General features: G+C 70.4%; 24 protein-coding genes and 5 pseudogenes. 15 read left to right on the forward strand and 14 right to left on the reverse strand.

What is annotated here, in order from left to right; all coding sequences use genetic code 11:
* The first annotated feature begins 258 nt into the window (after positions 1 to 258).
* The 4 genes and pseudogenes from ACMXN5_RS31830 (at position 259) to ACMXN5_RS31845 (ending at position 2,578) form a co-directional block, all read left to right on the forward strand.
* Positions 259 to 1,551: a glycosyltransferase family 2 protein gene (locus ACMXN5_RS31830; RefSeq protein WP_439678355.1), complete on the forward strand. Its 1,293-nt coding sequence runs from the start codon at positions 259 to 261 to the stop codon at positions 1,549 to 1,551.
* A gap of 2 nt (positions 1,552 to 1,553) precedes the next feature.
* The gene (locus ACMXN5_RS31835; protein WP_331772491.1) at positions 1,554 to 1,706 is read left to right on the forward strand and encodes a hypothetical protein; all 153 of its coding nucleotides are present in this window, start codon (positions 1,554 to 1,556) and stop codon (positions 1,704 to 1,706) included.
* 142 nt (positions 1,707 to 1,848) lie between these two features.
* Positions 1,849 to 2,115, forward strand: a pseudogene (locus tag ACMXN5_RS31840) (polysaccharide deacetylase family protein); the annotation flags it as partial.
* A gap of 64 nt (positions 2,116 to 2,179) precedes the next feature.
* On the forward strand, positions 2,180 to 2,578 hold the full coding sequence (locus tag ACMXN5_RS31845; RefSeq protein WP_439678356.1) for a polysaccharide deacetylase family protein: 399 nt from the start codon (positions 2,180 to 2,182) through the stop codon (positions 2,576 to 2,578).
* Positions 2,579 to 2,821: 243 nt separating this feature from the next.
* Here ACMXN5_RS31845 and ACMXN5_RS31850 read toward each other — a convergent pair whose 3' ends face one another.
* The 3 genes and pseudogenes from ACMXN5_RS31850 to ACMXN5_RS31860 form a co-directional block, all read right to left on the reverse strand.
* Positions 2,822 to 3,439 (reverse strand): dihydrofolate reductase family protein, encoded by a 618-nt coding sequence (locus ACMXN5_RS31850; protein ID WP_439678357.1) that lies wholly within the window; start codon positions 3,437 to 3,439, stop codon positions 2,822 to 2,824.
* A 121-nt stretch (positions 3,440 to 3,560) separates the two neighbouring features.
* Positions 3,561 to 4,151, reverse strand: coding sequence for a TetR/AcrR family transcriptional regulator (locus ACMXN5_RS31855; RefSeq protein WP_439678358.1), 591 nt, complete (start codon positions 4,149 to 4,151; stop codon positions 3,561 to 3,563).
* 634 nt (positions 4,152 to 4,785) lie between these two features.
* A pseudogene (locus ACMXN5_RS31860) lies at positions 4,786 to 5,079 on the reverse strand (helix-turn-helix domain-containing protein); the annotation flags it as partial.
* Between the two features lie 48 nt (positions 5,080 to 5,127).
* On the opposite strand from ACMXN5_RS31860, the gene ACMXN5_RS31865 reads away from it, so the two are divergent.
* Together ACMXN5_RS31865 and ACMXN5_RS31870 are read left to right on the forward strand one after the other, a co-directional pair.
* The gene (locus tag ACMXN5_RS31865; RefSeq protein ID WP_439678359.1) at positions 5,128 to 5,688 is read left to right on the forward strand and encodes a DUF3995 domain-containing protein; all 561 of its coding nucleotides are present in this window, start codon (positions 5,128 to 5,130) and stop codon (positions 5,686 to 5,688) included.
* A 36-nt stretch (positions 5,689 to 5,724) separates the two neighbouring features.
* Positions 5,725 to 6,240, forward strand: a complete 516-nt coding sequence (locus ACMXN5_RS31870) for a DUF2867 domain-containing protein (RefSeq protein ID WP_439678360.1) — start codon at positions 5,725 to 5,727, stop codon at positions 6,238 to 6,240.
* A 15-nt stretch (positions 6,241 to 6,255) separates the two neighbouring features.
* On the opposite strand, the gene ACMXN5_RS31875 is transcribed toward ACMXN5_RS31870, so the two are convergent.
* Positions 6,256 to 6,435 (reverse strand): hypothetical protein, encoded by a 180-nt coding sequence (locus ACMXN5_RS31875; protein ID WP_439678361.1) that lies wholly within the window; start codon positions 6,433 to 6,435, stop codon positions 6,256 to 6,258.
* A gap of 517 nt (positions 6,436 to 6,952) precedes the next feature.
* Between ACMXN5_RS31875 and ACMXN5_RS31880 the strand changes: the two genes are divergently transcribed.
* The 5 genes from ACMXN5_RS31880 to ACMXN5_RS31900 all read left to right on the forward strand — a co-directional run bounded on the left by ACMXN5_RS31880 (position 6,953) and on the right by ACMXN5_RS31900 (position 10,908).
* Positions 6,953 to 8,032 carry a ricin-type beta-trefoil lectin domain protein gene (locus ACMXN5_RS31880; RefSeq protein ID WP_439678362.1) on the forward strand — a complete coding sequence of 360 codons (1,080 nt, stop codon included), beginning with the start codon at positions 6,953 to 6,955 and terminating at the stop codon, positions 8,030 to 8,032.
* Between the two features lie 276 nt (positions 8,033 to 8,308).
* Positions 8,309 to 8,758 carry an SRPBCC domain-containing protein gene (locus ACMXN5_RS31885; RefSeq protein WP_439678363.1) on the forward strand — a complete coding sequence of 150 codons (450 nt, stop codon included), beginning with the start codon at positions 8,309 to 8,311 and terminating at the stop codon, positions 8,756 to 8,758.
* Complete coding sequence (locus tag ACMXN5_RS31890; RefSeq protein WP_439678364.1) at positions 8,755 to 9,093, forward strand: ArsR/SmtB family transcription factor; 339 nt, start codon at positions 8,755 to 8,757, stop codon at positions 9,091 to 9,093. Before ACMXN5_RS31885 ends, ACMXN5_RS31890 begins: the two co-directional genes overlap by 4 nt.
* 215 nt (positions 9,094 to 9,308) lie before the next feature.
* Positions 9,309 to 10,121: an SDR family NAD(P)-dependent oxidoreductase gene (locus ACMXN5_RS31895; protein WP_439678365.1), complete on the forward strand. Its 813-nt coding sequence runs from the start codon at positions 9,309 to 9,311 to the stop codon at positions 10,119 to 10,121.
* Positions 10,122 to 10,128: 7 nt separating this feature from the next.
* A complete protein-coding gene (locus tag ACMXN5_RS31900) occupies positions 10,129 to 10,908 on the forward strand; it encodes an isocitrate lyase/PEP mutase family protein (protein WP_439678366.1) in 780 nt (259 codons plus the stop codon).
* 179 nt (positions 10,909 to 11,087) lie between these two features.
* On the opposite strand, the gene ACMXN5_RS31905 is transcribed toward ACMXN5_RS31900, so the two are convergent.
* A complete protein-coding gene (locus ACMXN5_RS31905) occupies positions 11,088 to 11,474 on the reverse strand; it encodes a helix-turn-helix domain-containing protein (protein WP_439678367.1) in 387 nt (128 codons plus the stop codon).
* A gap of 252 nt (positions 11,475 to 11,726) precedes the next feature.
* Between ACMXN5_RS31905 and ACMXN5_RS31910 the strand changes: the two genes are divergently transcribed.
* Complete coding sequence (locus ACMXN5_RS31910) at positions 11,727 to 12,461, forward strand: dienelactone hydrolase family protein (protein WP_439678368.1); 735 nt, start codon at positions 11,727 to 11,729, stop codon at positions 12,459 to 12,461.
* Between the two features lie 273 nt (positions 12,462 to 12,734).
* A pseudogene (locus tag ACMXN5_RS31915) lies at positions 12,735 to 13,133 on the forward strand (AAA family ATPase); the annotation flags it as partial.
* A gap of 149 nt (positions 13,134 to 13,282) precedes the next feature.
* Here the strand turns inward: ACMXN5_RS31915 and ACMXN5_RS31920 are convergent.
* Both ACMXN5_RS31920 and ACMXN5_RS31925 read right to left on the reverse strand, forming a co-directional pair.
* Positions 13,283 to 14,659: a carotenoid oxygenase family protein gene (locus ACMXN5_RS31920; protein ID WP_439678369.1), complete on the reverse strand. Its 1,377-nt coding sequence runs from the start codon at positions 14,657 to 14,659 to the stop codon at positions 13,283 to 13,285.
* 55 nt (positions 14,660 to 14,714) lie between these two features.
* Positions 14,715 to 16,199, reverse strand: coding sequence for an MFS transporter (locus ACMXN5_RS31925; RefSeq protein ID WP_439678370.1), 1,485 nt, complete (start codon positions 16,197 to 16,199; stop codon positions 14,715 to 14,717).
* A gap of 164 nt (positions 16,200 to 16,363) precedes the next feature.
* Here ACMXN5_RS31925 and ACMXN5_RS31930 point away from each other — a divergent pair, with 164 nt between their 5' ends.
* Positions 16,364 to 16,624 (forward strand): hypothetical protein, encoded by a 261-nt coding sequence (locus ACMXN5_RS31930; RefSeq protein WP_439678371.1) that lies wholly within the window; start codon positions 16,364 to 16,366, stop codon positions 16,622 to 16,624.
* A gap of 174 nt (positions 16,625 to 16,798) precedes the next feature.
* On the opposite strand, the gene ACMXN5_RS31935 is transcribed toward ACMXN5_RS31930, so the two are convergent.
* The 5 genes and pseudogenes from ACMXN5_RS31935 to ACMXN5_RS31955 form a co-directional block, all read right to left on the reverse strand.
* Positions 16,799 to 17,365, reverse strand: coding sequence for a TetR/AcrR family transcriptional regulator (locus ACMXN5_RS31935; RefSeq protein WP_439678372.1), 567 nt, complete (start codon positions 17,363 to 17,365; stop codon positions 16,799 to 16,801).
* Between the two features lie 273 nt (positions 17,366 to 17,638).
* Positions 17,639 to 19,621, reverse strand: a complete 1,983-nt coding sequence (locus tag ACMXN5_RS31940; RefSeq protein ID WP_439678373.1) for a hypothetical protein — start codon at positions 19,619 to 19,621, stop codon at positions 17,639 to 17,641.
* A gap of 275 nt (positions 19,622 to 19,896) precedes the next feature.
* A pseudogene (locus ACMXN5_RS31945) lies at positions 19,897 to 20,115 on the reverse strand (FAD-dependent oxidoreductase); the annotation flags it as partial.
* Between the two features lie 449 nt (positions 20,116 to 20,564).
* Positions 20,565 to 21,158 (reverse strand): lytic polysaccharide monooxygenase auxiliary activity family 9 protein, encoded by a 594-nt coding sequence (locus tag ACMXN5_RS31950; RefSeq protein ID WP_439681320.1) that lies wholly within the window; start codon positions 21,156 to 21,158, stop codon positions 20,565 to 20,567.
* Positions 21,159 to 21,714: 556 nt separating this feature from the next.
* Positions 21,715 to 21,981, reverse strand: a complete 267-nt coding sequence (locus tag ACMXN5_RS31955) for a GlsB/YeaQ/YmgE family stress response membrane protein (protein ID WP_439678374.1) — start codon at positions 21,979 to 21,981, stop codon at positions 21,715 to 21,717.
* A 253-nt stretch (positions 21,982 to 22,234) separates the two neighbouring features.
* Here ACMXN5_RS31955 and ACMXN5_RS31960 point away from each other — a divergent pair.
* Positions 22,235 to 22,585, forward strand: a pseudogene (locus ACMXN5_RS31960) (alpha/beta hydrolase); the annotation flags it as partial.
* Here the strand turns inward: ACMXN5_RS31960 and ACMXN5_RS31965 are convergent.
* Both ACMXN5_RS31965 and ACMXN5_RS31970 read right to left on the reverse strand, forming a co-directional pair.
* On the reverse strand, positions 22,578 to 23,465 hold the full coding sequence (locus ACMXN5_RS31965) for an alpha/beta fold hydrolase (RefSeq protein WP_439678375.1): 888 nt from the start codon (positions 23,463 to 23,465) through the stop codon (positions 22,578 to 22,580). The pseudogene ACMXN5_RS31960 and the gene ACMXN5_RS31965 sit on opposite strands and share 8 nt — an antisense overlap.
* A complete protein-coding gene (locus tag ACMXN5_RS31970; RefSeq protein WP_439678376.1) occupies positions 23,462 to 24,316 on the reverse strand; it encodes a carboxylesterase family protein in 855 nt (284 codons plus the stop codon). The genes ACMXN5_RS31965 and ACMXN5_RS31970 overlap by 4 nt, the downstream gene beginning before the upstream one ends.
* Positions 24,317 to 24,335 lie beyond the last annotated feature (19 nt).

Here is a 24,335-nt window from a genome sequence, read left to right on the forward strand (position 1 = left end):
GGCGTGGCATCGCCGGCTAAGACTGTGCTTGTACTCACATCTCAGGTTTCGTGATGTACAAGAGCGCTGAAGTCCAGCATTCCTGATCATCCTGGGTGGGGACCCGGGGGGGGGAATGGGCGATTCGCATCGTGCGCGAGCCGAAACCTCGTCGGCTTCGTGCTGCCCCGCTGCCGGTCACGGCTGCGGGATTCGCCCGGGCGCCTGCGGGGTGACCTCGTCCGTTCGCCATGGCTCGATCCGGAATGCGATGGCGAGATGAACGACACGGGGTACGTGAGCGGCGTGCCCGGCGGGCGACACCGAGGACGTGCCGAGCACGTGCTCACCGCGGATGCCCCGACCGAGAGCCTGGCGCCGATCCGCGATGAGCCGCGCCCCGCACCGGCATCCGCTCCGCTCGGTGCCTCCGGACCCCGCAGGCACCGAGCGCGCAAGGCCGAGCCGTTTCGACTCAAGACCAAACGACGACGTCGGCGCTCGCTGCCCGCGGTGGACGTGCACTCGATGCGGATCACCGCACTGGTGCCCGCGCACAACGAGGAAGCGCAGATCGGCGAGACCATCGAGTCCCTGTACTCCCAGCGCCGACCCCCCGAGACGATCATCGTCATCGCGGACAACTGCACCGACCGCACCGTCGAGATCGCCCGCGGTATGGGTGTGCAGGTCTACGAGACCGTCGACAACAAGCACAAGAAGGCCGGTGGCCTCAACCAGGTCATCGATCACATCCTGCCGAGGCTCGGGCCGGCCGACGCGATCCTGGTGATGGACGCCGATTCCACCCTCGGGCCCGAATTCCTCAGCCACGGCCTGGAGCGCCTGGCCACGGGTGAGTTCGGGGCCGTCGGCGGGACGTTCACCGGCAAGCCGGGCGGTGGCTTCGTCGGCATGTTGCAGCGCAACGAATACGCGCGATACGTCCGCGACGTCGAGCGGCTCCAGGGCAAGGCTCTCGTACTGACCGGCACCGCGACCCTCTTTCGCGCACTCACCCTGCAAGAGGTGGTCGCGGCCCGGGCGAGCGGTGAACTGCCCGGCGCCGCACACGTCTACGACACACGGGTGCTCACCGAGGACAACGAACTGACCCTGGGCATCCTGCATCTGGGCCTGCGGATCGTCTGCCCGCCCAAGTGCACGCTGATGACCGAGGTCATGGGTACCTGGTCGGATCTGTTCAAACAGCGGCTGCGCTGGAAGCGCGGCGCCTTGGAGAACCTGACCGACTACGGCTGGACGCACATCACCCGAACCTATTGGGGGCGCCAGGTTCTGTCGCTGATCGGCTTGCTGGTCATCGCGATCTACCTGGGGTCCCTGTTGTTGTCCCTCGTCCTGACCGGACACGTGCGTATCCAGCCCGTGTGGATGGAGGTGACGTTGATCTTCTCCGTCGAACGCGCCGTGAGCGTCCGCAAACGCGGGCCGCTCCAGGTGGTACTCGGCGCGCTCATCGTGGTCGAGATGGCTTTCGACCTCTACCTGCAAGCGGCCCAGGCTCAGGCGTTCTGGGACGCGATCCGAAGAAAAGAAAGGAAGTGGTGACCATGTATCACGCAAGTACGGGAGCGGCGGCCGCCGGTGCCGGAGGGGCTCTGGCGGCCACCGGCGCGAACGTCATGTGGGCGCTCGTGGCGGCGTTCACGCTGTTCAGTGCGGGCCTCGCCCTCAAGCGGATCCTGCCCGCTCGCACGCGCTGAGTTCGACCCGCCATGGGTACGCCCGCCGGGGGCTGTCGGTAAGCCGTTCCCGACTGTTCCCGGTTGGGGCGATCGTGCGGCCACCATCCTTCGATGGTGGCCGCATTCGTGCCGGTGCCACCTCTTCGAAAGGTTGATCGATATGAAGTCGAGCGTCCGAATCCGCGTCTGGACGGCCGGCGCGCTGGCCGCCCTGGCGGGCCTGGCCCTGGGACCGTCGACGGCAGCGCACGCCGATACCACGCCTCCGGCACCGTGCGCCGCCGGTTATGTGGCGATCTCGTTCGACGACGGTCCCTCGACGCTGACGCCCGACTATGTCCAGGCGCTGAACGACGCCGGCTGGGTCAAGGCGACCTTCTTCCTGACCGGAGCGCACGCGCTGGACCATCCGCAGTACGTCGACCGGATCGCGGCCGGTGGCCACTGGATCGGCAACCACTCGTTCTCGCATCCGTTCCTGGACGAGACGGGTGAACCCGACGCGTTCAACGGAGCTCCTGGGTACGAACCAGATCCTCCAGGCCCGTACCGGTCACGCGCCGACACTGTTCCGCCCGCCCTACGGCCGGACCAACGCCACGATCCGACAGGACGCGAATACGCTCGGGATGACCGAGGTGTTGTGGACCACCGACTCGTTCGACTACAACGGCATCTCCACCGACGAGATCGTGACCAACGCGCTCCAGGTCGGGCCCGGCGGCATCATCCTGCTGCACGAGGGGTACCGGACCACGCTCGCCGCGATCCCGCGCATCGTGAACGGACTGGCCGAACGCGGGCTGTGCGCGGGCAGGATCGTGCCGTCGACGACACCGGTCCAGGCGTGGCCGGGCGCGACCTACTACGCGACCGCCGCCCACTGGTGACGGGACCGGTCGGCGCGAGCCCCTCGCGCCGACCGAACGCACGACGCGACCCGGCCGCACGAAATGCCACCCTGCGGCGTGCGTCGGCCCCAGGTGGTGACGCTGCTGCGCAGGCCAGACGCGTTTCGGGGTTCGGCGTTCGGCGTTCGGTACCGGTTGTCGAGGGCCCCGGGCGATGTGTGACCCTCGCCGTCCGCGCCGTTGCGGCTCCGCCGCCCGGTGCTCCTCCGATGGTTCCGAGAACTATGCGGCGGACGGCCGCGGTGCATCGGTGCGTCGGTCGTAGGTGAGGAAGGCTGCTCCGCACTCGAGGACCGTGTGGTCGGCGAGTTCCCAGGCGGTGGGCGAGAACTCGGTGGTTCGGCCGAACAGCGGTATGCCCGAGCCGATGGTGAGCGGGCTGAGCTTGACGATCATGCGATCGATGTCGGCGTAGAGCGCGCCGGCCAGTTCCGCGCCGCCGACGAGCCAGATGTCCTTGCCGGCACCACGCTTCAACGCCCGCACCGTTGCCGTCGGGTCGTCGGCGACGAGTTCGACGCGGGGGTCCGGGCTCTCGTTCAGCGTCCGGGAGAAGACCAGGTGCCTGAGGTGAGGGTAGGCATCGGTGACGCCGACCGCGAGGCCGGTCTCGTAGCTCTTGCGTCCCTCGACGACCGTATCGAAGTGGGTGCCTTCGGCCGTGACGCCGAGCGCGGCGCGGGCCGGCCCGGGCAGCGTCTCGGGGTACTCGGCGACGAGGTGGCGGATGTAGTCCTCCGTGGGGAACCAGAAGCCGTCCGGACCGGTGGGGTCGCTACCGTCGGGACCGGCGATGAAACCGTCGAGGGTGGAGGCGATGAAGTACACGAGCTTGCGCATGGGCGACCTTCGGTGATCGACCGCGAGAGGCGGTGGTGGTGGGGTGGGATGTCTCGGTGCGCCCGCCGGCACGCCGAACCGGGCCTGACATGACCGGGACGGGACGGGACGTGACGGGACGTCAGCGTGTCGTGGTGGGAAACGGGGCGACGATGCGCTGGACGGCGCGTCGGATCAGTTCGTCGCGTTCGACGTCCGTGAACACGTCCGGCAGCGTGAGTTGTTCGAGGATCAGCCAGTTCATGGCCAGGTAGATGAGAAGGACGGCGGTCGAGCCGCCGGGCAGCCCGGCGGCCTCGTGCCGAGCCAGGTTCTCGTCGATGTCGGCGCGGACCCGCTCGGTGAGCAGCGTGCGCAACCGCGGCCGCCTGACCGCCTCCAGGCGAAGCTCCAGCAGCGCCAGGTAGCCGGAGCGGAAGCCGGCGACCCTGTCGACGACGCCCCGCATCATCGCGGTGTACGAGGCGACGTCCCGCGCACCCTCCAGGCTCTCGGTGAGCACGCCCTCCTCGGGCCTGAGTCGCTCGTAGACCCGTGCGCCCGCCTGGACGAGCAGGTCGTCCCGGTCCCGAAAGTAGTTGGACGTGGTGCCGGTGGGTGCCGCCGCCTCCTTGTCGACGGCCCGCTGGGTAAGTCCGCGCGACCCCTCGCGGGCGAGGACCTCGACGGCGGCGTCGAGCAGAGCGGCACGCCTGGCCGGGTTCCGATGCATGAGATCCCCCTGGGGTCCTGGAGTCCCGAAGTCCTTCGGTGATTGCCCAATCAAAGCACTACGTTTGAAGTACGTCAAGTGAAGTACTTTGACTGCGGCAGCGGTGCGGGGCGCGCCGAGGGCCTGCCGGGGCCGGCGGCGAGTTCGTCGGTGACGGCCACGACCGAGTCGCGGCCGTTCCGGGCCGCCTCGGTAGCAATACCGTCGGCGTCGAGCCGGCCCCGGGCGGCGACCCAGCCGTCGAACCGACATCGACAACCCGCTCTTCCTCGCCGTCTTCACCACCACACTCGCCGCATCCGCGATCGTCGCCTGCTCGCGATCGCGGCGTTCGAGTTCCTTCGGCCTGACGCGTTCGTCAACGGCAAGCGGTCCTTCGGCCTTTCGTGCCTGCGCTGATGTTTTCGAGCCCGCGCACGGAGCGTCTCCGGGTGAACGTCGAGCTTTCCCGCACAGGTCGACCCGCACTCGTCTCGGTCATCGCAATCGCCACGTCTGTCATCGGATGCTCCCCGGCGGCTTCAGGCTCTCGGGAAGGGCGATTTCGGTGAAGAGGTGTTCCAGCGCGGCGACGGCTTGGGCGCCGGTGTCGGCGACCATCGCGTTCCCACATCTCCAGCGCGGCCGTCAGCAACGCGTTGCGGTCTTTGAAGTGCCAGTAGAAGCTTCCCCGGCTGGCGTGCAGTTCGCCGGCGAGTGCGTTGACCGACACTGCGGCGACTCCGCCGCGTGCCGGCGCACGAAGTGCCGCAGAGGACCAATCGAGTGGTGTGAGCTGTTGCCTCGCTATGTCCGTACAGTACTGTATGGTCATCTTCCATACAGGGTTGTATGGAGGGTGCCACGGAGCCGCTGCGACGCGGTGTGAGCCGGATGCTCGGCAGTCCGGCCCGTGTCGCCGCCTTTTTCCGCCATGAAGGATTGACATGCGAAGCAGCGAGTCCAGGAACCACCCCGCCCGCACGGACAACAGATCATGCTGAAGGAGATCGGCAAGTGGCCGGGATTCGCGGCAGCCGCCTGGGGTTTCCTCTTCGCGATCCCCAGCTTCTACTGGGTCCTGGGCGGTACGGCGGGGACCGGGTCGACGATCGCGCCCTCGCTGTTGAAACTGCTCGAGGACAGGGACACCGGTTTCATCGTGATCCTCTGGGCAACCGGTGTTCTCAAAGTCGTCGGCGGCCTGCTCGGCTTGGCACTGACGCGCCCGTGGCGTCCCGGAACCCGACTGGTCCTGCTCTGGGCGGGCTGGGGCGCCGGGGTGTTGCTGATATTGCACGGCCTCCTCTTCATCGTTCACGGAGCATTGGTCCAGGCCGGAACGATCCGACTGGCGGCCGACCTCGTGCCGGTGAGCCGCTGGTACACCTACCTCTGGGGGCCGTGGTTCCTCGCCGGTGGCCTCGCTTTCGCCGCCGCCTCGTACCTGAACCTGCGGCGGTGGCCCCACAACCGGCCGGAAGTGCTCGCAAGCGCCGCCGGCGGTACCGGCGCGCTGCTGCTGTCGGCCGCCCTGTACGCGGCCGGTATCGGCTGAAGGCGCAACTCGCCGAAACACGAAGGATTTCACAACGTGACTACCAGCCCCCTCGGCCGCGTCGACTACGCCGACAAGTACAGCGTCGCTCTTCCGGAACCGATGAACGCACCGCGATTCTGCTCGCTGGTCCTGGAATCGGCGCCCCCCTGGCTCGACCTGGCATTGTCGATACGTGACAGGGTGACCGCCCCTTTCGGCTTCAACACCCAGGAGCGGAACTACGGCCGGCCGGTCCATCTGGAGGCCGGGCGAAAGTTCGGGCCGTTGGTCGTCGAGGCGGTGTCCCCGGATCTGGTCGTGTGCGGCAACGCCGACAAGCACCTGGTCTTCCGGTCGCTGTTCGAGGTCGACCCGGTAGACCAACGCGGCATCTTCACCACCGAGGTCCGGTTCTCCGACAGGGTCGGTCGCGGATACTTCGCCCTGGTCGAACCGTTCCACAAACGAATCATCCCGGCCCTCCTCGCCGCGCCGTTCCACACCCGAGCACGAGTCGAATCACCGGATTCGAAGCGATACCAGAGGACGATGCCGCGCCGGCGAGCCTGAAGACGCGTACAGCCTTCACCGCCTCACCCGCCACCACGCCAGACCCGCGATCCACCGGCGCGGCGGCATGCGTGGGGCGTCGTCGGATGTGTTCGGGGCGACCGAAGAGCAGGTCGTAGCCCGGCGGGAGTTGGAGGAGGGCGCGGCGTACTCGCCGCGTTCGCGTACCCGGTCGAGGAACGCGTCCCATCGCATGGCCATTTCCGTCCCTTCACGTCGCGGCACGGTAATCGAGGCGCCGGCGGGCGGGGAACGGGACGCCGAGGGGCGTCGGCTACCCGTTCCCCGCCGGTCGCGGGCCCGGGGCGGGTTCTCAGGCGTCGATACGACGACGCGGGCGGCCGTGTCGGCACTGCGTCCCCCTACACCGGCCCGACCGCAGGTGCGGGTCGGCATCCGCCGCTCGGCCCCGCCCATCCCACGTGGCGATCCGACGCCGTCACAGGTTGACGGGCCATCCGAAACTTCGGCTCGCCACTCGCCGCTCGCCCCTCGAGCAGCCGAAACACCGGCGTCCACCCACGACTTACTCACTCCAAACGGAACCGGGCAGTACGCTTTCCGGGTCACAGCCACACGGGGGAAAGAGGCGACGACCTTGTCGATCGCACGAAAGACGGCGACACGTTGGAAAGCCGCACTGTCGGCAGCAGTGTTGAGCGCGAGCTGTATGGCCGCGACGCCGGGTTCGGCGAGCGCCACACCAGCGCCGATGTGCGGGCAGTACGCCACCGCATCCGTCGCCGACGGCCGCTACATCGTCGACAACAACAACTACGGCGGCTTCGCAGAGTGCCTCACGGTCGACCCGGAGGGCGGATTCACCGTCAGCACCTCCGGCGCGAACGTCGCCCCACCGGCGGGGCCGGCCGCCTATCCGGAAATCTTCGAGGGCTGCCACTGGGGTACCTGCACCGACCCGACCAAGACCGCGATGCCCCTCCCGGTCCGTGAGATCGGCTCCGCGAAGAGCAGCTGGTCGACGCGACCGACGAGCACCGGCGACTACAACATCGCGTACGACCTTTGGTTCAACTCGACGCCGACCACCGACCCGAGCGGTCAACCGGACGGCGCCGAGCTGATGATCTGGCTCGACCGCCGCCCCGCGTCGGAGAGCCCGCCCGGGACGCCCGCGAACATCGGGGGCGTCCCGTACATCGTGTGGCAGACCACGATCAGCGCGAACGGCAAGACGTGGCCGCTGCTCGGCTACCGACCGCAAGACCCGACGGCGTCCGTCACCGATCTGGACCTGCGTGCGTTCGTCCGCGACGCGGTCGTGCGCGGCGTGGTCAACCCGGACTGGCACCTGATCGCGGTCGAGGCCGGCTTCGAGATCTGGAGCGGCGGCCAGGGCCTGGAGACCCGATCGTTCTCGTCGACCTCGGAGCGCGGCCACCCGGTGGGCCCGACGACCGCCGGCACTGCCGGCAAGTGCATGGACGACGCCTGGAACGCGACGACGCCCGGCAACCCGGTCATCATGTGGACGTGCCACGGCGGCGGCGCCCAACAGTGGACCGTCGCCATCGACGGCACCATCCGGCACGCCGGCATGTGCATGGGCACCACAGGGGCCATGGTCGCCCTGCACCCGTGCAACGGCTCGCCGTACCAGGTGTGGCTGCCCGCGCTCGACGGCGGTTTGTGGAACCTCGGTTCGGGGCTGTGTCTCCGCGACGCGTCGTCGGGATCGGTGGACGGGACACAGCTCGACCTCGTGACGTGCGACGGATCCGTCGGTCAGCGCTGGACGTTGCCGACCACCGTCGCGGCCTCGCCCGCATGACCGACACCACCTCCCGGGCGCTGCCCGTCGTCGCCCCGGACTGAGGGCTTGGCGGCCCGGACGGTCGCTCGGTGCCTCGGGATCTCCCGAGGCACCGAGCTGCGGGCACCGCCTTGGATCGGCCGCAGCGGTACCGGCGCGACGGGCCGGAGTTGCGGGCCGGGCACAGGTGTCCCTCGTCTCGGCTGCAACACCCACGCGCAACGTTGGGTTGCGGGTTTTTGCCGGAACCTCTACAGTCATACGCAACCAATGGTTGCTTATTGGAGGTTCGCGGTGGAGTTCGGGAAGCTGGAGCGGGAGATTCGCATCGATGCGACGCCGGAGGTCGTGTTCGACGTGGTGAGTCGTCCCGAGCACGTCAGGATGTGGTGGCCCGACGACACGTCGTTCGAGTCCGCGCCCGGAGCCGTGGGTGAGTTGGTGTGGGGGGACCGTGCCGTGGTGGAGGAGTTCACGGTGGTCGAGGTGGATCCGCCTCACCGGTTCGCGATCCGCTGGCTCGCCGCCGAAGGCGAGCCGGCCGGCGAGGGCAATTCGCTCCTGATCACCTTCGAACTCGAAGCCTCCGGGGGCGGCACGATTTTGCGGCTGACCGAGAGCGGCTGGCGGGAGAAGGGCTGGGAGGCGGCCGTGTTGGAGGAGGCCTTCCGGGACCACGAGCGTGGATGGGACCTGTTCCTGCCCCGGCTGCGGAAGTACGCCGCCTCGGTGGTGGCGCGGTGAGCGTCGCGGTCGACGACGAGCTGTGGTCGGCGATCGGCGACCCGACCAGGCGCCGGCTGCTCGATCTGTTGCTCGTGGCGGGCATCGGTACTCCGACCAGCCTCAGCGATCACCTCCCGATCTCGCGCCAGGCGGTCGCCAAGCACCTGGCCGTGCTCGATCGTGCGGGTCTCGTACACGCCACACCGATGGGTCGCGAGCGACGCTACGAGGTCGACGAGGCGCAACTCTCGCGTGCGGTACGCCAATTGCATGAAGTCGGCAGGACCTGGGATGCGCGGCTGAACCGCATCAAGCGCATCGCGGAAGAGATCCAGCGCCGGAAGGACAGTTGACCTTCGGACCGTCGGACCGTCGGGCCGCGGGAGCGGATACCCGGCGGCCCGCGTGTATGGGAGGCGGCGTCCCGATCGCTCGCGCCGCCGGCCTCCCGGGCCGGACGCCGGCGGCGGCCGCCGACGGGGCGGAGGTCGCGCGGGCGACGGCGGCGCTACCGCCGTCGAGAGCGCGCATTCATTCGGATGAATCAATTCACCTTTGGAGAACAGAGATGACAGGCTTGCTGCTTGCCGACAAGAATGCCGTGATCTACGGCGGTGGAGGCGCCATCGGTGGCGCGACCGCCCGGGTATTCGCCCGGGAGGGCGCGAGGGTTTTCCTCGCCGGGCGTACGCAGGCCAGGCTCGACGTCGTGGCCCGTGACATCGTCGCGGCGGGCGGGAAGGTCGAGACCGCGCAGGTCGACGTCTTCGATCAGCGGGCGGTCGACAACCATGCCGACACGATCGCGGCGACGGCCGGGGGCATCGACATCGCGCTCAACGCGGTGAGTGTCATGCACGACCAGGGCACCGTGCTGGCGGATCTGTCGCTGGAGGAGTTCATGCGGCCGATCGACGGGTTCCTGCGGACGTTGTTCATCACCAGCAAGGCGGTGGCGCGGCACATGGGAGGCGAACGCCGCGGCGTCATCCTGACGTTGTCCGAGCCGGGTTCCAAGCTGGCGGTGGGCGGAATCCTGGGACACAGCGTGAGCGCGGCCGGGAAGGAGGCCTTCTCCCGGGGACTGGCCGCGGAGTTGGCTCCCGACAACGTCCGGGTGGTCTGCATTCGACCGCACGCCGTCGTCGACGCGCCGGCGGCCGGTTCGTACACCAGGGAGCTGTTCGAACCCGCCGCCGCGGCCGCGGGGCAGTCCGTGCAGGAACTGCTGGAAAGCGGCGGCATGGTGCAGGGCACGCTTTTGAAGCGGTTGCCGACACTGTCCGAGATCGCGGAGACGGCCGCGTTCCTGGCCTCGGATCGGGCCGGAGCGATGACCGGGACGATCGCCAACCTGTCGGCCGGCGCACTTGTCGACTGAGACCGCCGTGAGTGGCCGGGCCGACCGGGCCATCCTCGCCGACAAGGCACAGCGCCTTCGTCACCTGCACGTTCCCGGCGTCCCACTGGTGCTGCCGAACGCCTGGGACGTGGGCAGCGCGCGCGCCGTCGTGGACGCGGGTTTCCCCGTGGTCGCGACCACGAGCAACGCGATCGCGGCCGCCATCGGCTACCCCGACGGTGAGGGTGCTCCGAGCCGCGAAATGATGTTCGTCGCCCGACGCATCGCGGCGTCCGTCGAGGTACCCGTGACCGTCGATGTCGAGGCCGGTTACGGGATGACGCCGGAGGACCTGGTCGAACTGTTGTGCCGGATCGGTGTCGCCGGTTGCAACGTCGAGGACGGCGACCCCGTGAACGGCGGCCTCGTCGACGTCGACGTCCGTGTCGGGTACATCACGCGGATGCGTGCGGCGGCGGATCGAATCGGGGTGCCGCTGGTCGTCAACGCCCGGATCGACTGCTTCCTCCCCACCTCTCGCCTGCCGAGGGAGCGCAGGCGTGCCGACGCGATCGCCAGGGCTCGGGCGTACGGGTCGGCCGGTGCCGATTGTGTGTTCCCGGCCGGGGCCGGGCCGAACGACCTGGCGGCGATCGTGGCCGAAGTTGCCGTACCCGTGAACGCGGGTCTCGCGTTGCGGGGCGGTTCGGTGGGCGAACTCCGGGCAATCGGTGTGGCCCGGATCTCGGTGGGACCGCAGCTGTACCGCAGCGCCCTCGACCACCTGGCCACGGACCTCCAGCCTCTCGTCGAGGCGGGGAAGTAGCAGAACGCCCGGCCCGACTTCGCCCGCGGGCCGGCGCTTCCCCAACTCGCGGTCGTGCGCACGCCGCCCGTCCACGCGCTCTCGCCTCCACGGGTTCGGCGACGCGCGTAGGACGTCGGACGCGGCGTCACGGATCCGGCGGGCGTCCTCGGCGAGGGAGCGACCACGACCGAGGGCGTTCATGCCGGACCGGGGCGACCCAGGTGCGCGGCGCGGGTTGCGCCGAGGGCCTGCAAGGGCTGGGCGGCGAGTTCGTCGGTGAGGGCCTCGGGCGAGTCGCCGCCGGTCCGCCCCACCTCGGTCGCGGTGCCGTCGGCGTCGAGCCGGCCCCGGGCGGCGAGGCGCTCACGGTCCGCGGCCCACTCGTCGGCACTCCACTGCCGGCTCGCGAAGATCTCGGCCGGCGCTGCGCGACGGGGTCGCGGGGGTGCCGGCCGAGCGCCGGGGCGATCGGGTCGGGCGGTGCTCGCCGCGTGGTCGCTCGCGCACGGGTAGGCCGCGCTGTACCTGTCCGGCGGGAGGTGTCCGCGGCCGAAACCGCCCGCGGCCGCCGTGAGGTGCGGCAACGAACATGTCCGCGACTCACACCCCCTCCCCCGGGGCACCGGCGGCAACTCTCGTCCGGTGGGCTATGCTGCGCGACGATGACTACCGGGACGGCCTTGCGCCACACACGAATTGGTGACCCGGTGCTTTTCTGAGCGCCGTACGGGCCGATGAGGGCCCGCTGTTCGATCGAGGATCCTGCGCTTCCGCGCGGGCTCCGCCTCCGTCGTGTTGATCACAGGCTCGCCACATCAACCACGACAGGAGAATTCATGCCCACCAAGACGTTGCAGATTCCCACCGCGGCCGGCCGGGCCGACGCCTTCGCTGCCTTCCCCGACGATGGTGAGCGGCACCCGGGGGTGCTGATGTATGCGGACGGTTTCGGCCTCCGGCCCGTGCTCCGGGAGATGGCTCGCGAACTGGCCGGGCACGGGTACTACGTGCTCGTCCCCAACCTCCTCTACCGCCATGGCCCCGCACCGGTGATCGAACTCCCCGAGCACATCGGAGAAGCGGCCCGACCTGCGGTCTTCACTCGACTGATGCCCTTGATCGAGGCGCACACCGTCGAACGTGTCCGGAGCGACGCCGACGCCTACCTCACGTTCCTCACCGCCCAGCCCGAGGTGGGCGTCGGACCGGTCGCGGTGACCGGCTATTGCATCGGCGGCCTCCTGGCGATGCGCACCGCCGCGGCGCACCCCGGACAGGTGGCCGCCGTCGCCGCGTTCCACGGGCCCGTGGGCGCCGACGGGACCGACCTCTTCTCCGAGCTGACCGCCCAGGTCCACCTCGGCCACGCCGAAGGCGACCTGACGCCGGAGGCCCTCGGCGAACTCAACCGGGCCCTGGACGCCGCGGGAGTCGGCTACACCTCCGAGATCTACCCCGGCACCGTCCACGGCTTCACCATGTCGGACACCGACGCCTTCAACCCCGCCGCGTTGCAGCACCACTGGGACCGCCTGCTACCTCTTCTCGGCCGCACCTTGACCAACCGCTGAGACTCAGCCTCGGAGTCCGGGCCTGACTGTGAACAGCTCGGAGGTCGGGGCGATTTCCAAGTCGGCGTGAGGGCGGGCCGCGAGTCCGCCCTCATCGCTCGACAGGGCGGCTGCTCCACCTACGCCGACCGTAACGGCAACGACACATCGCAGTCCGACCGGATCCTGGTGATCACCGATGCACCGGAGTCGCCGAATCGGCGGCCCACCGACCACGGGCGCGGTGGACGATCCCACGGAGCACGCGTACCCGGGTCGGGTCGTTCCGAATGGATGGGCACGAACCTGCCGACACCTGGCGGCCACTTCCTCGGCGACAGGCGCCACAGTCGATCGACGAGATGTCCACCCCGCCAATGGCACCGTCGACGGCGAAAGCGGCAGCAACTTCCGTTGCGCGACGCCCGACGAGTCCTTCGCGGATGCACGAACGCACCGACGATCACTACCTGTTCGGCACCACAGCCGACAGCCACACGGCCCGATACGGGCGACGGCGCGTTGATCGGCCGCGAGGTCGACCTGGCGCGGCTCGACGCCTTCCTGACCGACGTACGGTACGGCGGCGGGTCGTTGGTGCTGCTCGGGGAGCCGGGCGTCGGGAAGACGACGCTGCTCACCGCGTTCGCCCGGCGGGCCGATGCCGCCGGGATGCGCGTACCGCGCACCGTCGGCGTGCAGTACCGGGCGCGGACCGTGGCCGAGCGGCCCCCGTGCGTCGCACGGGGGCCGCTCGGCGAGCGTGGTGCATATCGGTCGTCCGACGTGTCGGATCGACCACGCCGATGTGGCGTACGGGGTGCCGGTCGCCTTGGCGGAGGTCAGTTCGGGTCCGGGATCCAGGAGCCGTGGATCATCGCCGGGACGCGGCGCGGCAGGTGCACGGTGGCGACCGGGGCGGCGGTGAGGTCGCGGGCGTCCAGGACCAGCAGGCGCGAGCGCTCGGTGTTGAGGTCGCCGACGACGGTCAGGAGATAGCCGTGGTCCTCGTCGACGGCGTCCGCCGCCGCCACGAAGACGGCCTCGCTGGGGAGTTGGCCGACGCCGAACGGACGCAATCGCCGGGCACCGGTGGCGCGGTCGTACTTGACCAGGGTGTGGTTGCCGATGCCTTCGTCGTTCGGGAAGGCCAGTGCGTACTGATAGCGGTGAATGCGGCCGAGGCGGCTCTCGTTGATGGTGGGGAACTCCACGATGAGGTCGTCGGTCTGCTCCTCGCACGCGGTACCCGAAGCCGGATCGACGACCCAGCGGCGACCGGTGGAGCCGGAGGTGGGTTCGGCACCGCGGCCGGGGCGGCCGGTCCACCACGCCCACGAGCGGTCCCAGCCGGTGCGGTCCACCGTGGCGCCTTCGATGACGATCCGGCCCAGAGCGTCCTCGTAGGCGTTGGCGAAGTGCATGCCGAAACCGGCGGCGACGTCGTACCAGCGAATGGCGGCGGCGCCGGCCGGGCCCTGCGGCATGACGCCGATGCGGCAGGGCTGGTCGTCGCTCCATCCGTACGGGATGCCGGAGTGTTCGGTCGGGTCGAAGGTGACGGAGCCCTCGAGGAAGACGACGTGGTTCTCGGTGATGGCGAAGTCGTGCTTGAGTGCCGCGCTCGCGCCCGGCACTTGCTGACTGATGGTCAACTCGCCGTCCCGGGTCACGACGTAGTGGGTCAGGAACGGCGGGACCGGTGACGAGGCGAAGAAGTGCAGGTCGCCGGTGACCGGGTCCTCCTTCGGATGCGCCGTCATGAAGGAGGTCAGCTTTCCGCCGAAGTCGTAGGCGCCGACCGTGTCGAGGTCGGGCGTGATCTCGTACGGGAGCGCGGACTCGCACAGCGCGAGCAGGCGCCCGGCGTGTTCGATGACGTGCGTACCGGCCGTGCTGACGGTGAAGTCGGGGCCGTGCTCGGTCAGATACGGGGCACCGTCGAGTGCGGGAGTGCGGACCCAGCGGTTGCGGTACCACTCGGCACGGCCCTCGCGGAGCCGGATGCCGTGCACCATCCCGCTGCCCTTGAACCAGTGGGAGGTGACGACACCGGGCTTGGGGTTGTGGCTCGCCCGCAGCAGGCTGCCGGTCAATTCGGGCGGGAGGGTGCCTTCGACGATCAGGTCGGTGGCGGTGATCTCGTCGGCGACCGGGGCGTAGTGCCCGGAGAGGTAGGGCTTCTTCTCGGTGTTGTCGTGGGTGTCGACGGAGTTCATGGCGAGCTTCCCTTCGAAAACGTGACGTGTGGTGGTCGGGGTGGGGCGAGGTGGGTCAGGAGCGCTCGGCGGCCGGTGTCGGGGTGGCGGCGGCGGCGGCGGTTGCCCGACGGGCGAGCAGCGGGGTCAGTGCGGCACCGGCGGCCGCGATCGCCGCCGAGACCAGGAACGCGATCCGGTAGCCGTCGGTGAGCGCCACGATGTGTGTGGCGCCTCGGGCGGCCTCGGTCCGGGACGCGGCCAGCGTGCCCAGCACGGCCAGTCCCAGCGCGCCGCCGATCTGACGCGTGGTGTTGACCAGTCCGCCGGCCAGCCCGCCGTCCGCCGCCGGAACCCCGGCCACGGCGGCGCCGGTCAACTGCACGAACGCCGCGCCGAGCCCCAGGCCGACCACGACGGTCGGGCCGAGGATGTCGCCGGTGAAGCTGCCGTCGGCGGAGATCCGCGACAACCACAGCAGGCCGGCGGCGAGCAGGGTCATGCCGGCCGCGAGCGTGGGCGTCGCCCCGATCCGGCGGGCCGACCTCGGGGCGATCGCCGCGCCGATCATGTTCGCGACGGCCAGCGGCAGTTGGGTGATCCCGGCGCGCAACGGGCTGTCGCCCAGGACCTGTTGCTGGTAGAGCGGAAGGAAGAAGAACAGACCGACCCAGACGCCGCCCAGCAGCGCCATCATCACATTGGCCGGGGCGACCGCGCCGACCCGGACCAGTCGGGGCGGCAACAGCGGTCGGGGGTGGCGCATTTCCAGTACGGCGAAAAGCACGAGCAGGACGGCGGCCGCGGCGATCGACGCCAGGACCCATGTGTCGGTCCATCCGGAGCGGCCCGCGGTGGTCAGGCCGTACACCAGGGCGACCAGCCCAACGGTGACGGCCAGGGCACCGCCGAAGTCGAGGGAGCGCAGTCCGTCGCCCGTCGTGGCGGAGTCGGGCAGTACGCGCAGGCCGACCGCCAGGACGGCCGCAGCGGCGAGGGTGCTCGCGAAGAACACCGCGCGCCACCCGAGCCCTTCGGTGAGCACACCGCCGAGCAGGACGCCCGCGGCGCCGCCCGCACCGGATACCGCGCCCCACACGCCGAGCGCCCTGCCTCGCGCGGGGCCGGCCGGGAAGACCTGCATGACCAGGGACAGCGCGGCCGGCGCGACGGCCGCGGCGCCGACGCCCTGTGCCGCGCGGGCGGCGATGAGCACACCGCCGCCGGTGGCGATCCCCGCCGCGGCCGAGGCCGCCGCGAAGATCACGAGTCCCGCGTTGAGCACCCGGCGGCGGCCGAGCAGGTCGGCCACCCGCCCGCCGAGCAGGAGCAGCGCACCGAAGGCCAGGCCGTAGGCGTTGATGACCCAGGCCATCCCGGTGCCGGACAGCCCGACTCCGTCCCTGACCTGCGGCAATGCCACGTTGACGATCGAGGTGCTGAGCACGACGACGAATTGGGCACAGGCCAGTACCGCGAGGATCGCCCCGGATCCGGCGACGTGCGGAGCAGCCGCCGCGGCGGTGGGCGCGCCCGCGGGGCGGCGACCGGGACCGGACATGGGAACCTCCTGGACATGCTGAATGTGAGTGATTGATCAATCAGTCGTCGGGTCGAAAAAAGAGCCCATCGCGGGCCCGCGCCCGATCAGCGCGCGCTCAGGCGCCGCCCCTCGGCGCGCCTTGAGGTTGTGGAGCCGGTGATCCAGGACGCGTCCAGCGCGCCTTGCAGGAACTCCCGGTTCGCCTCGACCGGTTCGCCTCGACCGGTTCGCTGGTCCAGGACTCCTCGGTCCGCACCACGACACCGTTCTCGGTCTTGGCGAACGTCCACACGTGGACCGCGGTGATGCCCTGTCCGGGGCCGCCCCGCACGATCCGCTTCTTGGGCCGCACCTGCGCAACGGTCGACGTGATGCCCTCCAGGCCCTCGATCGACCAGACCCACGACGAGCCCGGGCACAGCGCGCCCGGCGTGCGGCGGTAAGGGCTGCGAACATGACGGTTCCTCCTGGGCTACTTCGGCCACCGATCACAGCAGCGCGATGACTGATTGATCACTCATTCTTTGTTCCGAAAACAACCGAGCGCGTCGCGACGTCGTACGTCGGGTCGCCCTCGGAACTTCCGGGGATGTGCGGGATGCGCGAGAGCCCGCGACTCAGTGGTGCCGGATGCCCGTCGTGAGCGTCCGGGCCCATGGGCCGTCCGCCTCGTGCGCACCGATCGCGGACACCAGGTGACACAGCGCGCCCCGGGCGAAGAACTCCTGGACCTGCGCGTCGGTACCGCCCGAGGCACCGCGCACATACTCGACGAGCCGTGCGTATCCGGTCCGCACCACATCGCGGATCGCCATCTCGGACGCGGCGGCGGCCTGGGCGTGGATCTGCACCATCAGCAGGTCGTTGTCGCTGATCAGGCGGGCGTACTCGTCCGCCATCGCAGCCAGTACGACCTCCGCCGAACTGCTCTCGGCACCTGCGGCGCCGCGCTCCAGACTCTCCCGAATCCGCGCGAAGCAGTGTTCGACCACCGCAGCGAACAGGCTTTCCTTGTTGGGGAAGAGTCGGAACACGTACGCCTGCGAAATGCCGGCGGCCTTGCCCACCTCCGCGGTCGTGGTGCCGAAGTAACCCCGGGCCGCGAAGGCGCCGATCGCCGTGCGCAGCACCGTTCCTCGGCGTTCCTCCGCGGTGGAGAGCGTCCTTCGCTGTTCCGTCTTCATGTGAGTACTCAATCACTCACTCTTTTGTGAGTCAAGCGGGACCAGGCATCGACGATCCGTCCGGCCCCGTACCGAACACCCCGATCCGACCTCGACGCCGACCGGCGGGCTCGACGCGTCTGATGACGGACCGAGCCCGCACGCCCGGGTCAGCCGTGAGCGCAGCCGCTGGGCCACGGCCCGCCGGGAGCGGTCGAGGTGTCGGTGGCGGGTAGGACGGCGAGCGAGCCGGCGCGAAGGCGGCGTCGCAGACGGATCCCGCACCGGCCGCTGTCAGGCCGGGCCTTGCCCGGAGCGGACCAGGGACCAGGCGTGGGCGAACAGATCGGGCAGGGTGCGTTCGACGGTGGACCGGGAGGTGATCACGTGGCCTCCCGGGGTGAGTTCCACTCCGAGAAGTTGTGCCTTCCACGCCTCCATCAGCGGGAGCTCGCCCGTCGCGGCGCCCACCCAGGCGCCGGGCAGGAAGAGGGTGCGTCCGGCACGGGTGCGCTTGTCCTGGACGACGAGATCGGTGCCGGCCAACGCGGCTCGTGCCTTGCGATGGCGGGCCGGACTCCACTGGTTCCAGCGCCGGGTGTGGGCGTCGGTGGGCGCCTCCAGCACGAGAAGTTGCAGGTACAGCGTGGCCGCGTCGGCGTCCAGGCCCAGTTCCTCGGCGACCCGTGCGACCAGGTCGGGCGCGGACGCCGCGGGATTCGCCTCGTACCGACCGGGGGGCAGGGCGTCGGAGGCGACCCGCTCCGCGATGGCATCGAAGTAGGCGCCGCGTATACGGTCGACCGCCGCGACGCCGGTGACCCTGCTCGAACCGAGCCGGCGCAGGATCTGCGAACGGGCGTCGTCACCGAGGCGGGCCGGTCGGAAGTACGCCGTCGGAATCGGAGTCCAATTCGTGTGCTTCTGCGCCGGGTTGAGAAAAGCCACGGTGAGCCCGTCGTCGACGGACGGACGCCGGAATGGCTCGGGGCCCTCGTACGGCGTCTTGCCGAACAATTGCTCCAGCCCGTCCATCGTGACCGCGGATTCGTCGAAGTGCGCACGCGCGTACAAAAGCACGCCCGGATGTTCGAGCCGCTCCCGAAGAGCCGCGATCACCGCGGGGATGCCGGATCGGACCGGGTCGCCGGCCAGCAACTCGGCGTACAGCACCGGGACGAGGTTCGCGATGTCCTCGATCAGGCTGTGCATCTCGAAGTGTTTCCACTGATCCACGGGGCTCACGCCGTTGTGACCGTCGCACAGGGGCAGGTCCCGGTCGGTACTCAGCATCGGTTCGTTGCCGGGGCACGCGAATGCCGCACACAGGGTGGTCGCCGCCGTTCCGGCGCCCAGGGCCCCCACGTGTACGAGGGTCTCGTGCGGGATGGCGACCTGCTTTCCGTATGTGGCCTGCCATGCGGCGGCGATGCGGCCCGCGAGGTCGCGGGGGCCGGTGGGCTCCCACAGTTCTTCGGGGTCGTCCGGCAGGACGTCGGCGAACAGCTCCAACTGTGCCTGTGCGGTCAGCGGCCCCACCTCCCCGGACCCGATCTCGCACTCGGCGACCTTGAGCGACATGACCCGGCGTTCGTGGTCTGCGGAGCGCGCCAACACCCGGTCGAAGTCGCCCGGACTGCCCGCCAGGAGCATCGCGGCGCCGGGGCGGGAAAGCCCCGTGGCCCGGCTCAGTTCCTCGACCGCGGCGGGGTCCCACGGCATCGGCCCCCGGGTGCGCGCGAGGTGCACCAGCCGGTGCAACTGCTGTGGGGTGCCCCAGCCGCGCACAGGCTCGGCCGCGTCCTCCAGGACACCCAGGCCGGGCGGCTCGGCGTCACCGGTCCGCAGTTCGAGCGCGAGACGAAGGCCGTAGGGCCGCCCGACCACGACCGTCGCCCCACGCTCGTCGCGCGCGCCGACACCGTCGCGGACCCGACCGATGCGCAGACGGGCCCCGGGATCGGCGAAGACCGTATCCGCCCACGATTCCAAGAACGTGAGGAGCCGTTCGCGGCGCTCGGGCGGGACGGCGGGTGTGGCAGCGCGAAGCGCGAGCGCGCCGATCCGCCCGATGCAGCGGACCCACAGCCCTTCCAGGACCACCGGAGGACCCCCCGTGCCCGTGCCTGTCGGCGGGTCCCACGTGCGGGAGAGGTAGCCGGCGGTGTACTCGATGCCGGTGAACACGCGCGTGAGCGAATCGTCGCGGCAGCGGATCAGACGCCGCAGTTCGCTGTCGGTGCGGTGGTCGTCCACCCGGTTCGTGGGATGCGTCATCGGACATCCCTATCGGATCGCACCGACGCCGAACACACCGACGACCCGCCACCACTGCAAAGCGGGCATCGTCGCGGCAAGCTCCGCACGATCGCCGACCCTCTCGGCACCCGCTCCCTCGCGGGGCGGTGTCGGGGGTCAGACGCAGGGCCTGTCGCGGACCATGCGCAGTCGGGTGCGTTCGGTGTCTTCGCCGTCGAGCAGATCGAGCAGATCGAGCATGGTGTCGGCGGCGAAGCGGGTGGCGGCGACGCCGAGGCCCGTGAAGCCTGCCGCGTAGGCGAGTCGACCCGGGCGCGGGTCTGTTCGGCGTCCAGGACGATGACGTCGTTGCCGTGCGACGCCTCGAGTTCGGCGCGGGCGCGCAGGTCGTCGAGTTGCCAGGGTTCGGTGGCGACGTCGAGTTCGCCGGTGCGCTCGAATTCGCAGTCGATGCCGTATGTGTCGACGGCCGTGCCGATCGCGTCGAGGTTTTCGGCGCCCAGGCGTTGCAGGGTGTTCGCCCGCTTGCCCACGGCCCCGCAGTACCGCCGGGCAACCCCCACCGGCGCCTTCCCGCACTTGGGAAAACGACGTGTCGTCCACCATCCACACCTGCGGATCGCCGCGCACATCCGTTCCGCGCCGCGCCACGCCACCCGTTGGTGGTCCCACGGCGAGTCCGCGACGACCGCTGCAACGCCTGCGCGTTGCCGTCCGGCAACCATTCCGCGGAAGGCGCGGGGGTCGGTGTCGCGTGCATAGGCGGCTGCGTGCGGGGCATCGAGGGCGGCCCTCGGGGAGTCCGGCTCGGCGGCGCGAGCTACGCCTGTCCGGGGGGCGTGCGGGGTGCTTCGGGGTGGTGGTGGTGTCGCTGGTGCCCGGCGGCCGGGCCGGCCGGCCGCCGGGGATCGGGTGGTTGCGGTTGGTGGGCGGTTGGGATGGCTGTGTGGTCGCTCTGGCGTCAGAAGGTGACGTCGGAGCAGGAGTAGAAGGCGTTGTCGGTGTCGTCGATGGTCCAGACCGCGAAGATCACCGCTCGGCCGGTGCGCCCGCCGGGCAGGGTGCCGGTGTGGACCTCGTGGGTGCCGGGCTGGGCGCCGTGGTAGGGCACGTCCAGGAACGGAGTGCTCTCGATCTGGGCGCGGGTGATCGGTGTGGCGGGGTTCCAGGTCGGCTTGGTGACGTAGTACCGGAACGAGGTGGTCGAGTGGTTGGCCTGGATCTCCCACGTGAAGCCGAACCTGGAGCCGGAGGTGAGCCGGGTGGTGGGCCAGTTGCCGCCGCGCGGGTCGTCGAGCGGGGCCCAGCGTTCGTCGGCGCCGGCGCACAGTTGCCCGTCGGGCGGTCCACCGGCGGGGTAGCCCTTCGGACCCTCGACGCTTTGGGGCTCCCATTGGATGTCGCCGCAGTCCTGGACCGTGCCGTCGTAGCAGTACGCGGAGCGGCTTTCCGGACCGGAGATGAATCCGTGGGCGGAGGCGTTGGGCGCGGGCAACAGGAAGGGCAGGGCGAGCACCGAAGCACTCAGCGTGGCCAGGACGTTCCGCTTGCGCATCTTGCGCATCGAAATTCTCCTCGTGAACGAAGTCGTGCCGGGACGGGGCAGACTCGTTCGGACGCGGCCTCGGATCGATCGGCGCGTGTTCGAACCGCGAGTGCGCGCGTGCGCCGGAGCGTGGTCGTCGAGTCGATGGGACGTCGAACCACCGCATCCGAACGTGGAACCACACGGTCCGGGTTCGGATCGTGTCGGGCGCGACCCGAGCGAGTCGCGTGCGTTCGTTGCCGGGGGCGCGTCGTCAAGCTAGGAGCGGTGGTTCCGGTCGGTCAATGACCGGGGCCGGTTGCGGCACAAATTGGCGAACCCGATTCGGTACGCGGGCAAGGGCGGCGCGCCGAACCGCCCGGGGCGGGGGCCGGCGACCGGGATGGCGAGGGTCGGGGGCAACCGCCCCGGGGTGAACGCGGGTTCGGCCGCCGGGTGCAGGAACGGGACGGGGGGCCGAGGCGGATGATCGCCCGGTGGACGGCGGTCGGACCGGCCGGCGCCGGCTCGGGGCGCCGTGCCGGGCTCACACCGTCGGGGCCGTTCGGTGTCGGCGTACCGACGGTCAGCGTCGGGAGCGGCCGAAGAAGACCCGATAGAGGATCAGCAGGATCAGCGAGCCGCCGATCGCGGCACCCCACGTCTTGAGGTCGAAGAAGTGCTTCTCGAACGGGCGATCGAAGACCTTGGCGGCGATCCACCCGCCCAGGGCCGCACCGGCGATACCGATCAGGATCGTGATCAGACACCCGCCGGGGTCACGTCCGGGAAGCAGGAGCTTGGCGATGACTCCCGCGACGAGGCCCAGCATGATCCACGCGAGAATGCCCACGACGCGTCCTGCCTTTCGACGTTGATGATGGCACGGGAAGCCGGGTCGGCTCGGGCGGTCGAACGGACGCGGCAGCCGTGCGCAGCCCCCGTACGACCGAACCGCTACTGCCCCGTTGGGCGGTTTGTATGCCGGTCGGTCGCGGTCGCGACGCGCGACCACGCGCGGCCGAACCCCTTCCCGGCTTCGTGGCATTGGGCGATGCTGAAGCGATGTTCGACGACTTCCGTACCACATCGATCGACACCGGGGACGCGGCAGCTACGTCGCCTTCCGCCTCGCGATGGATCACCCGGAATCCGTCCTGCGCGCGGCGCTTTTGGACTGTCTGCCGATCAGCGAGCACCTGTCCCGTATCACCGGCGACTTCGCCACCCGGTGGTGGCACTGGTTCTTCTTCGCCCAGCCCGACATCCCCGAACGCGTGATCAACGCCGACCCGGACGCCTGGTATCGCGGGGATCCCCGCGCCATGGGCCGACAAAACCACGACGAACGGCGCGAGGCCACCCGCAACCCGGACGTCGTCCGAGCCATGCTCGAGGACTACCGTGCGGGGCTCACCGTCGACAAGCGACACGAGGGGGCTTCTCCGGCTATGGGATGGACGTGCCCGATGCGGAATCGGGTCGGTCCCAGAACTTCCGCAGGGCGGCGTTGACGGCGGCGGGCTCCTGGGTGTGGGGGTAGTACCCGGGCACCCGCAGGAGGCGGCCGCCGAGGGAGTCGGTGAGGGATTCGGCGACGGCCAGGAGGGGAAGCCCCACGTGTTCGCGGTACAAGACCGGCGCATGCTCCCAGGTTCCGCAGATCACCAGAATCGGCAGGGCGGCGGTCCTGATCGCCTCCAGCGGGATGTCCGCCTCCCAGATGGGCCGCTCCCCCATCGAGGTGGCGACGGCACGGAGCCGGCGCGACGTGGGCTCGGGCATGGCCATCCCCAACCCCTCGGTGGACGCGCGCAGATACTGCTCCGGCGTGACATCGTCCGGGATGCCCGGCGCGCCGTCGCGCACCCGGTCGAGGAGGTCGGCGACGACGGGATGGTGGGCCGCGGCGGTGAAGGCGGACGGTTGGACGAGGGCGAGGGAGCGGACGAGGTCGGGTCTGCGCGCGGCGGCGATGAGCGCGGCCACGGCACCGTTCCCGTGCCCTACGAGGTGGGCGCCGTCGGGCCCCTCGACGAACGCCCCGTCGCGGAGGATTTCCACGATGTCCTCGGCGTCGACGTCGAAGTCGCTTCGCGCGGTGTCCGGGCTGTCGCCGTAGCCCCGGCGATCCATCAGGAGCAGCCGCCGGCTGTCCGCGAGGGGTCGCTGTGCGGCGAACCCGTACGTGGAGTCGCTGCCCCAGGTGAAGATGTTGTGGACGAGGAGGGCGGGGACCGCGGCGTCCGCCGAGGGTACCGGGACCACCGAGGCCGCCGGGCCCCGGTCTCCTCCGACCCGATGGCGGTCATCCCACACGGTCACGTGCACGGTCATGGGTTCACCTTTCCGAAGCCGAGGAGTGTCGGCTCCCGTGAGACCAGGGTGTTGCGCGGGTAGGTCTGGTGATCGGGTGCATCGTGCGCGGCCCGAACCCTCCACGGTGCGCGGAGGGGGCTCGCCCGGGTCGCGACACGCGGGCCGGCCCCACGCGAATCGGGGCGGCCGGGGCCGGCGGAACCTCGACCCCGATCGCATCGTCCCGCCGGTGTCGGGACGGGCCCACGCCCGCTGTAGTTCCCGGGATACCGCCGTGATCTCCGGTGTGAGGGCTTCGGCGTCGGGCGATGTCCGACCCGGGCCGCGAGCGCGGCGGTGACGTCCCGGGCCAGGTCCAGGGTGCACAGCAGTCCGGCTACCGAGTGCACGATGGCCCCGCGGAACAACCCGCGCGCCCGCTCCAGGGTCGACAGGGCCGCGATCGAGCCCGCCCCGGCGTGACCCTCGACCCCGACCCGGTAGTTGACGCCGACCACGACCGGGCCGGCGGCGGTCGGGGCCGCGGGATCGTACATCGGGTCGCCGGAGGACCCCGCGATGTAGGCGCCGCCGTGGATCCATACCGGCACGGGCAGCCCGGCCGCGCCCACGGTCGGGGTGGCGATGTTCGGGGTGAGCCAGTCGTCGCCGACCGAGTGCTCCGCCGTAGGCCCCGCCTGGGGGGCCACGGGGCGGAACTCGCCGGCCTCTCTCGTGCCTTGCCACCCCTCGACCGGGGCGGGTGCCCGGAAGCGCAGCGGCCCGACCGGCGGCCGTGCGTAGGGGATGCCGCAGAACACCGCGTGCCCGTTCCGCCGGCGCCCTTCGACAATTCCCTCGGCAGTGTGTGCTCTCGGTCGCTCGGACATGCCACGCCCTCCGTCCACG

Source organism: Embleya australiensis, assembly GCF_051903075.1.
Lineage (GTDB): Bacteria > Actinomycetota > Actinomycetes > Streptomycetales > Streptomycetaceae > Embleya.

What these genes read in the sequence shown, in the direction of transcription:
- ACMXN5_RS31830 (WP_439678355.1), top strand. Translation starts at nt 259, where the DNA reads ATGAACGACACGGGGTACGTGAGCGGCGTGCCCGGCGGGCGACACCGA.
- ACMXN5_RS31835 (WP_331772491.1), top strand. Translation starts at nt 1,554, where the DNA reads ATGTATCACGCAAGTACGGGAGCGGCGGCCGCCGGTGCCGGAGGGGCT.
- ACMXN5_RS31850 (WP_439678357.1), bottom strand. Translation starts at nt 3,439, where the DNA reads ATGCGCAAGCTCGTGTACTTCATCGCCTCCACCCTCGACGGTTTCATC.
- ACMXN5_RS31855 (WP_439678358.1), bottom strand. Translation starts at nt 4,151, where the DNA reads ATGCATCGGAACCCGGCCAGGCGTGCCGCTCTGCTCGACGCCGCCGTC.
- ACMXN5_RS31865 (WP_439678359.1), top strand. Translation starts at nt 5,128, where the DNA reads ATGCTGAAGGAGATCGGCAAGTGGCCGGGATTCGCGGCAGCCGCCTGG.
- ACMXN5_RS31875 (WP_439678361.1), bottom strand. Translation starts at nt 6,435, where the DNA reads ATGCGATGGGACGCGTTCCTCGACCGGGTACGCGAACGCGGCGAGTAC.
- ACMXN5_RS31880 (WP_439678362.1), top strand. Translation starts at nt 6,953, where the DNA reads ATGTGCGGGCAGTACGCCACCGCATCCGTCGCCGACGGCCGCTACATC.
- ACMXN5_RS31895 (WP_439678365.1), top strand. Translation starts at nt 9,309, where the DNA reads ATGACAGGCTTGCTGCTTGCCGACAAGAATGCCGTGATCTACGGCGGT.
- ACMXN5_RS31910 (WP_439678368.1), top strand. Translation starts at nt 11,727, where the DNA reads ATGCCCACCAAGACGTTGCAGATTCCCACCGCGGCCGGCCGGGCCGAC.
- ACMXN5_RS31920 (WP_439678369.1), bottom strand. Translation starts at nt 14,659, where the DNA reads ATGAACTCCGTCGACACCCACGACAACACCGAGAAGAAGCCCTACCTC.
- ACMXN5_RS31925 (WP_439678370.1), bottom strand. Translation starts at nt 16,199, where the DNA reads ATGTCCGGTCCCGGTCGCCGCCCCGCGGGCGCGCCCACCGCCGCGGCG.
- ACMXN5_RS31935 (WP_439678372.1), bottom strand. Translation starts at nt 17,365, where the DNA reads ATGAAGACGGAACAGCGAAGGACGCTCTCCACCGCGGAGGAACGCCGA.
- ACMXN5_RS31940 (WP_439678373.1), bottom strand. Translation starts at nt 19,621, where the DNA reads ATGACGCATCCCACGAACCGGGTGGACGACCACCGCACCGACAGCGAA.
- ACMXN5_RS31950 (WP_439681320.1), bottom strand. Translation starts at nt 21,158, where the DNA reads ATGCGCAAGCGGAACGTCCTGGCCACGCTGAGTGCTTCGGTGCTCGCC.
- ACMXN5_RS31965 (WP_439678375.1), bottom strand. Translation starts at nt 23,465, where the DNA reads ATGACCGTGCACGTGACCGTGTGGGATGACCGCCATCGGGTCGGAGGA.
- ACMXN5_RS31970 (WP_439678376.1), bottom strand. Translation starts at nt 24,316, where the DNA reads ATGTCCGAGCGACCGAGAGCACACACTGCCGAGGGAATTGTCGAAGGG.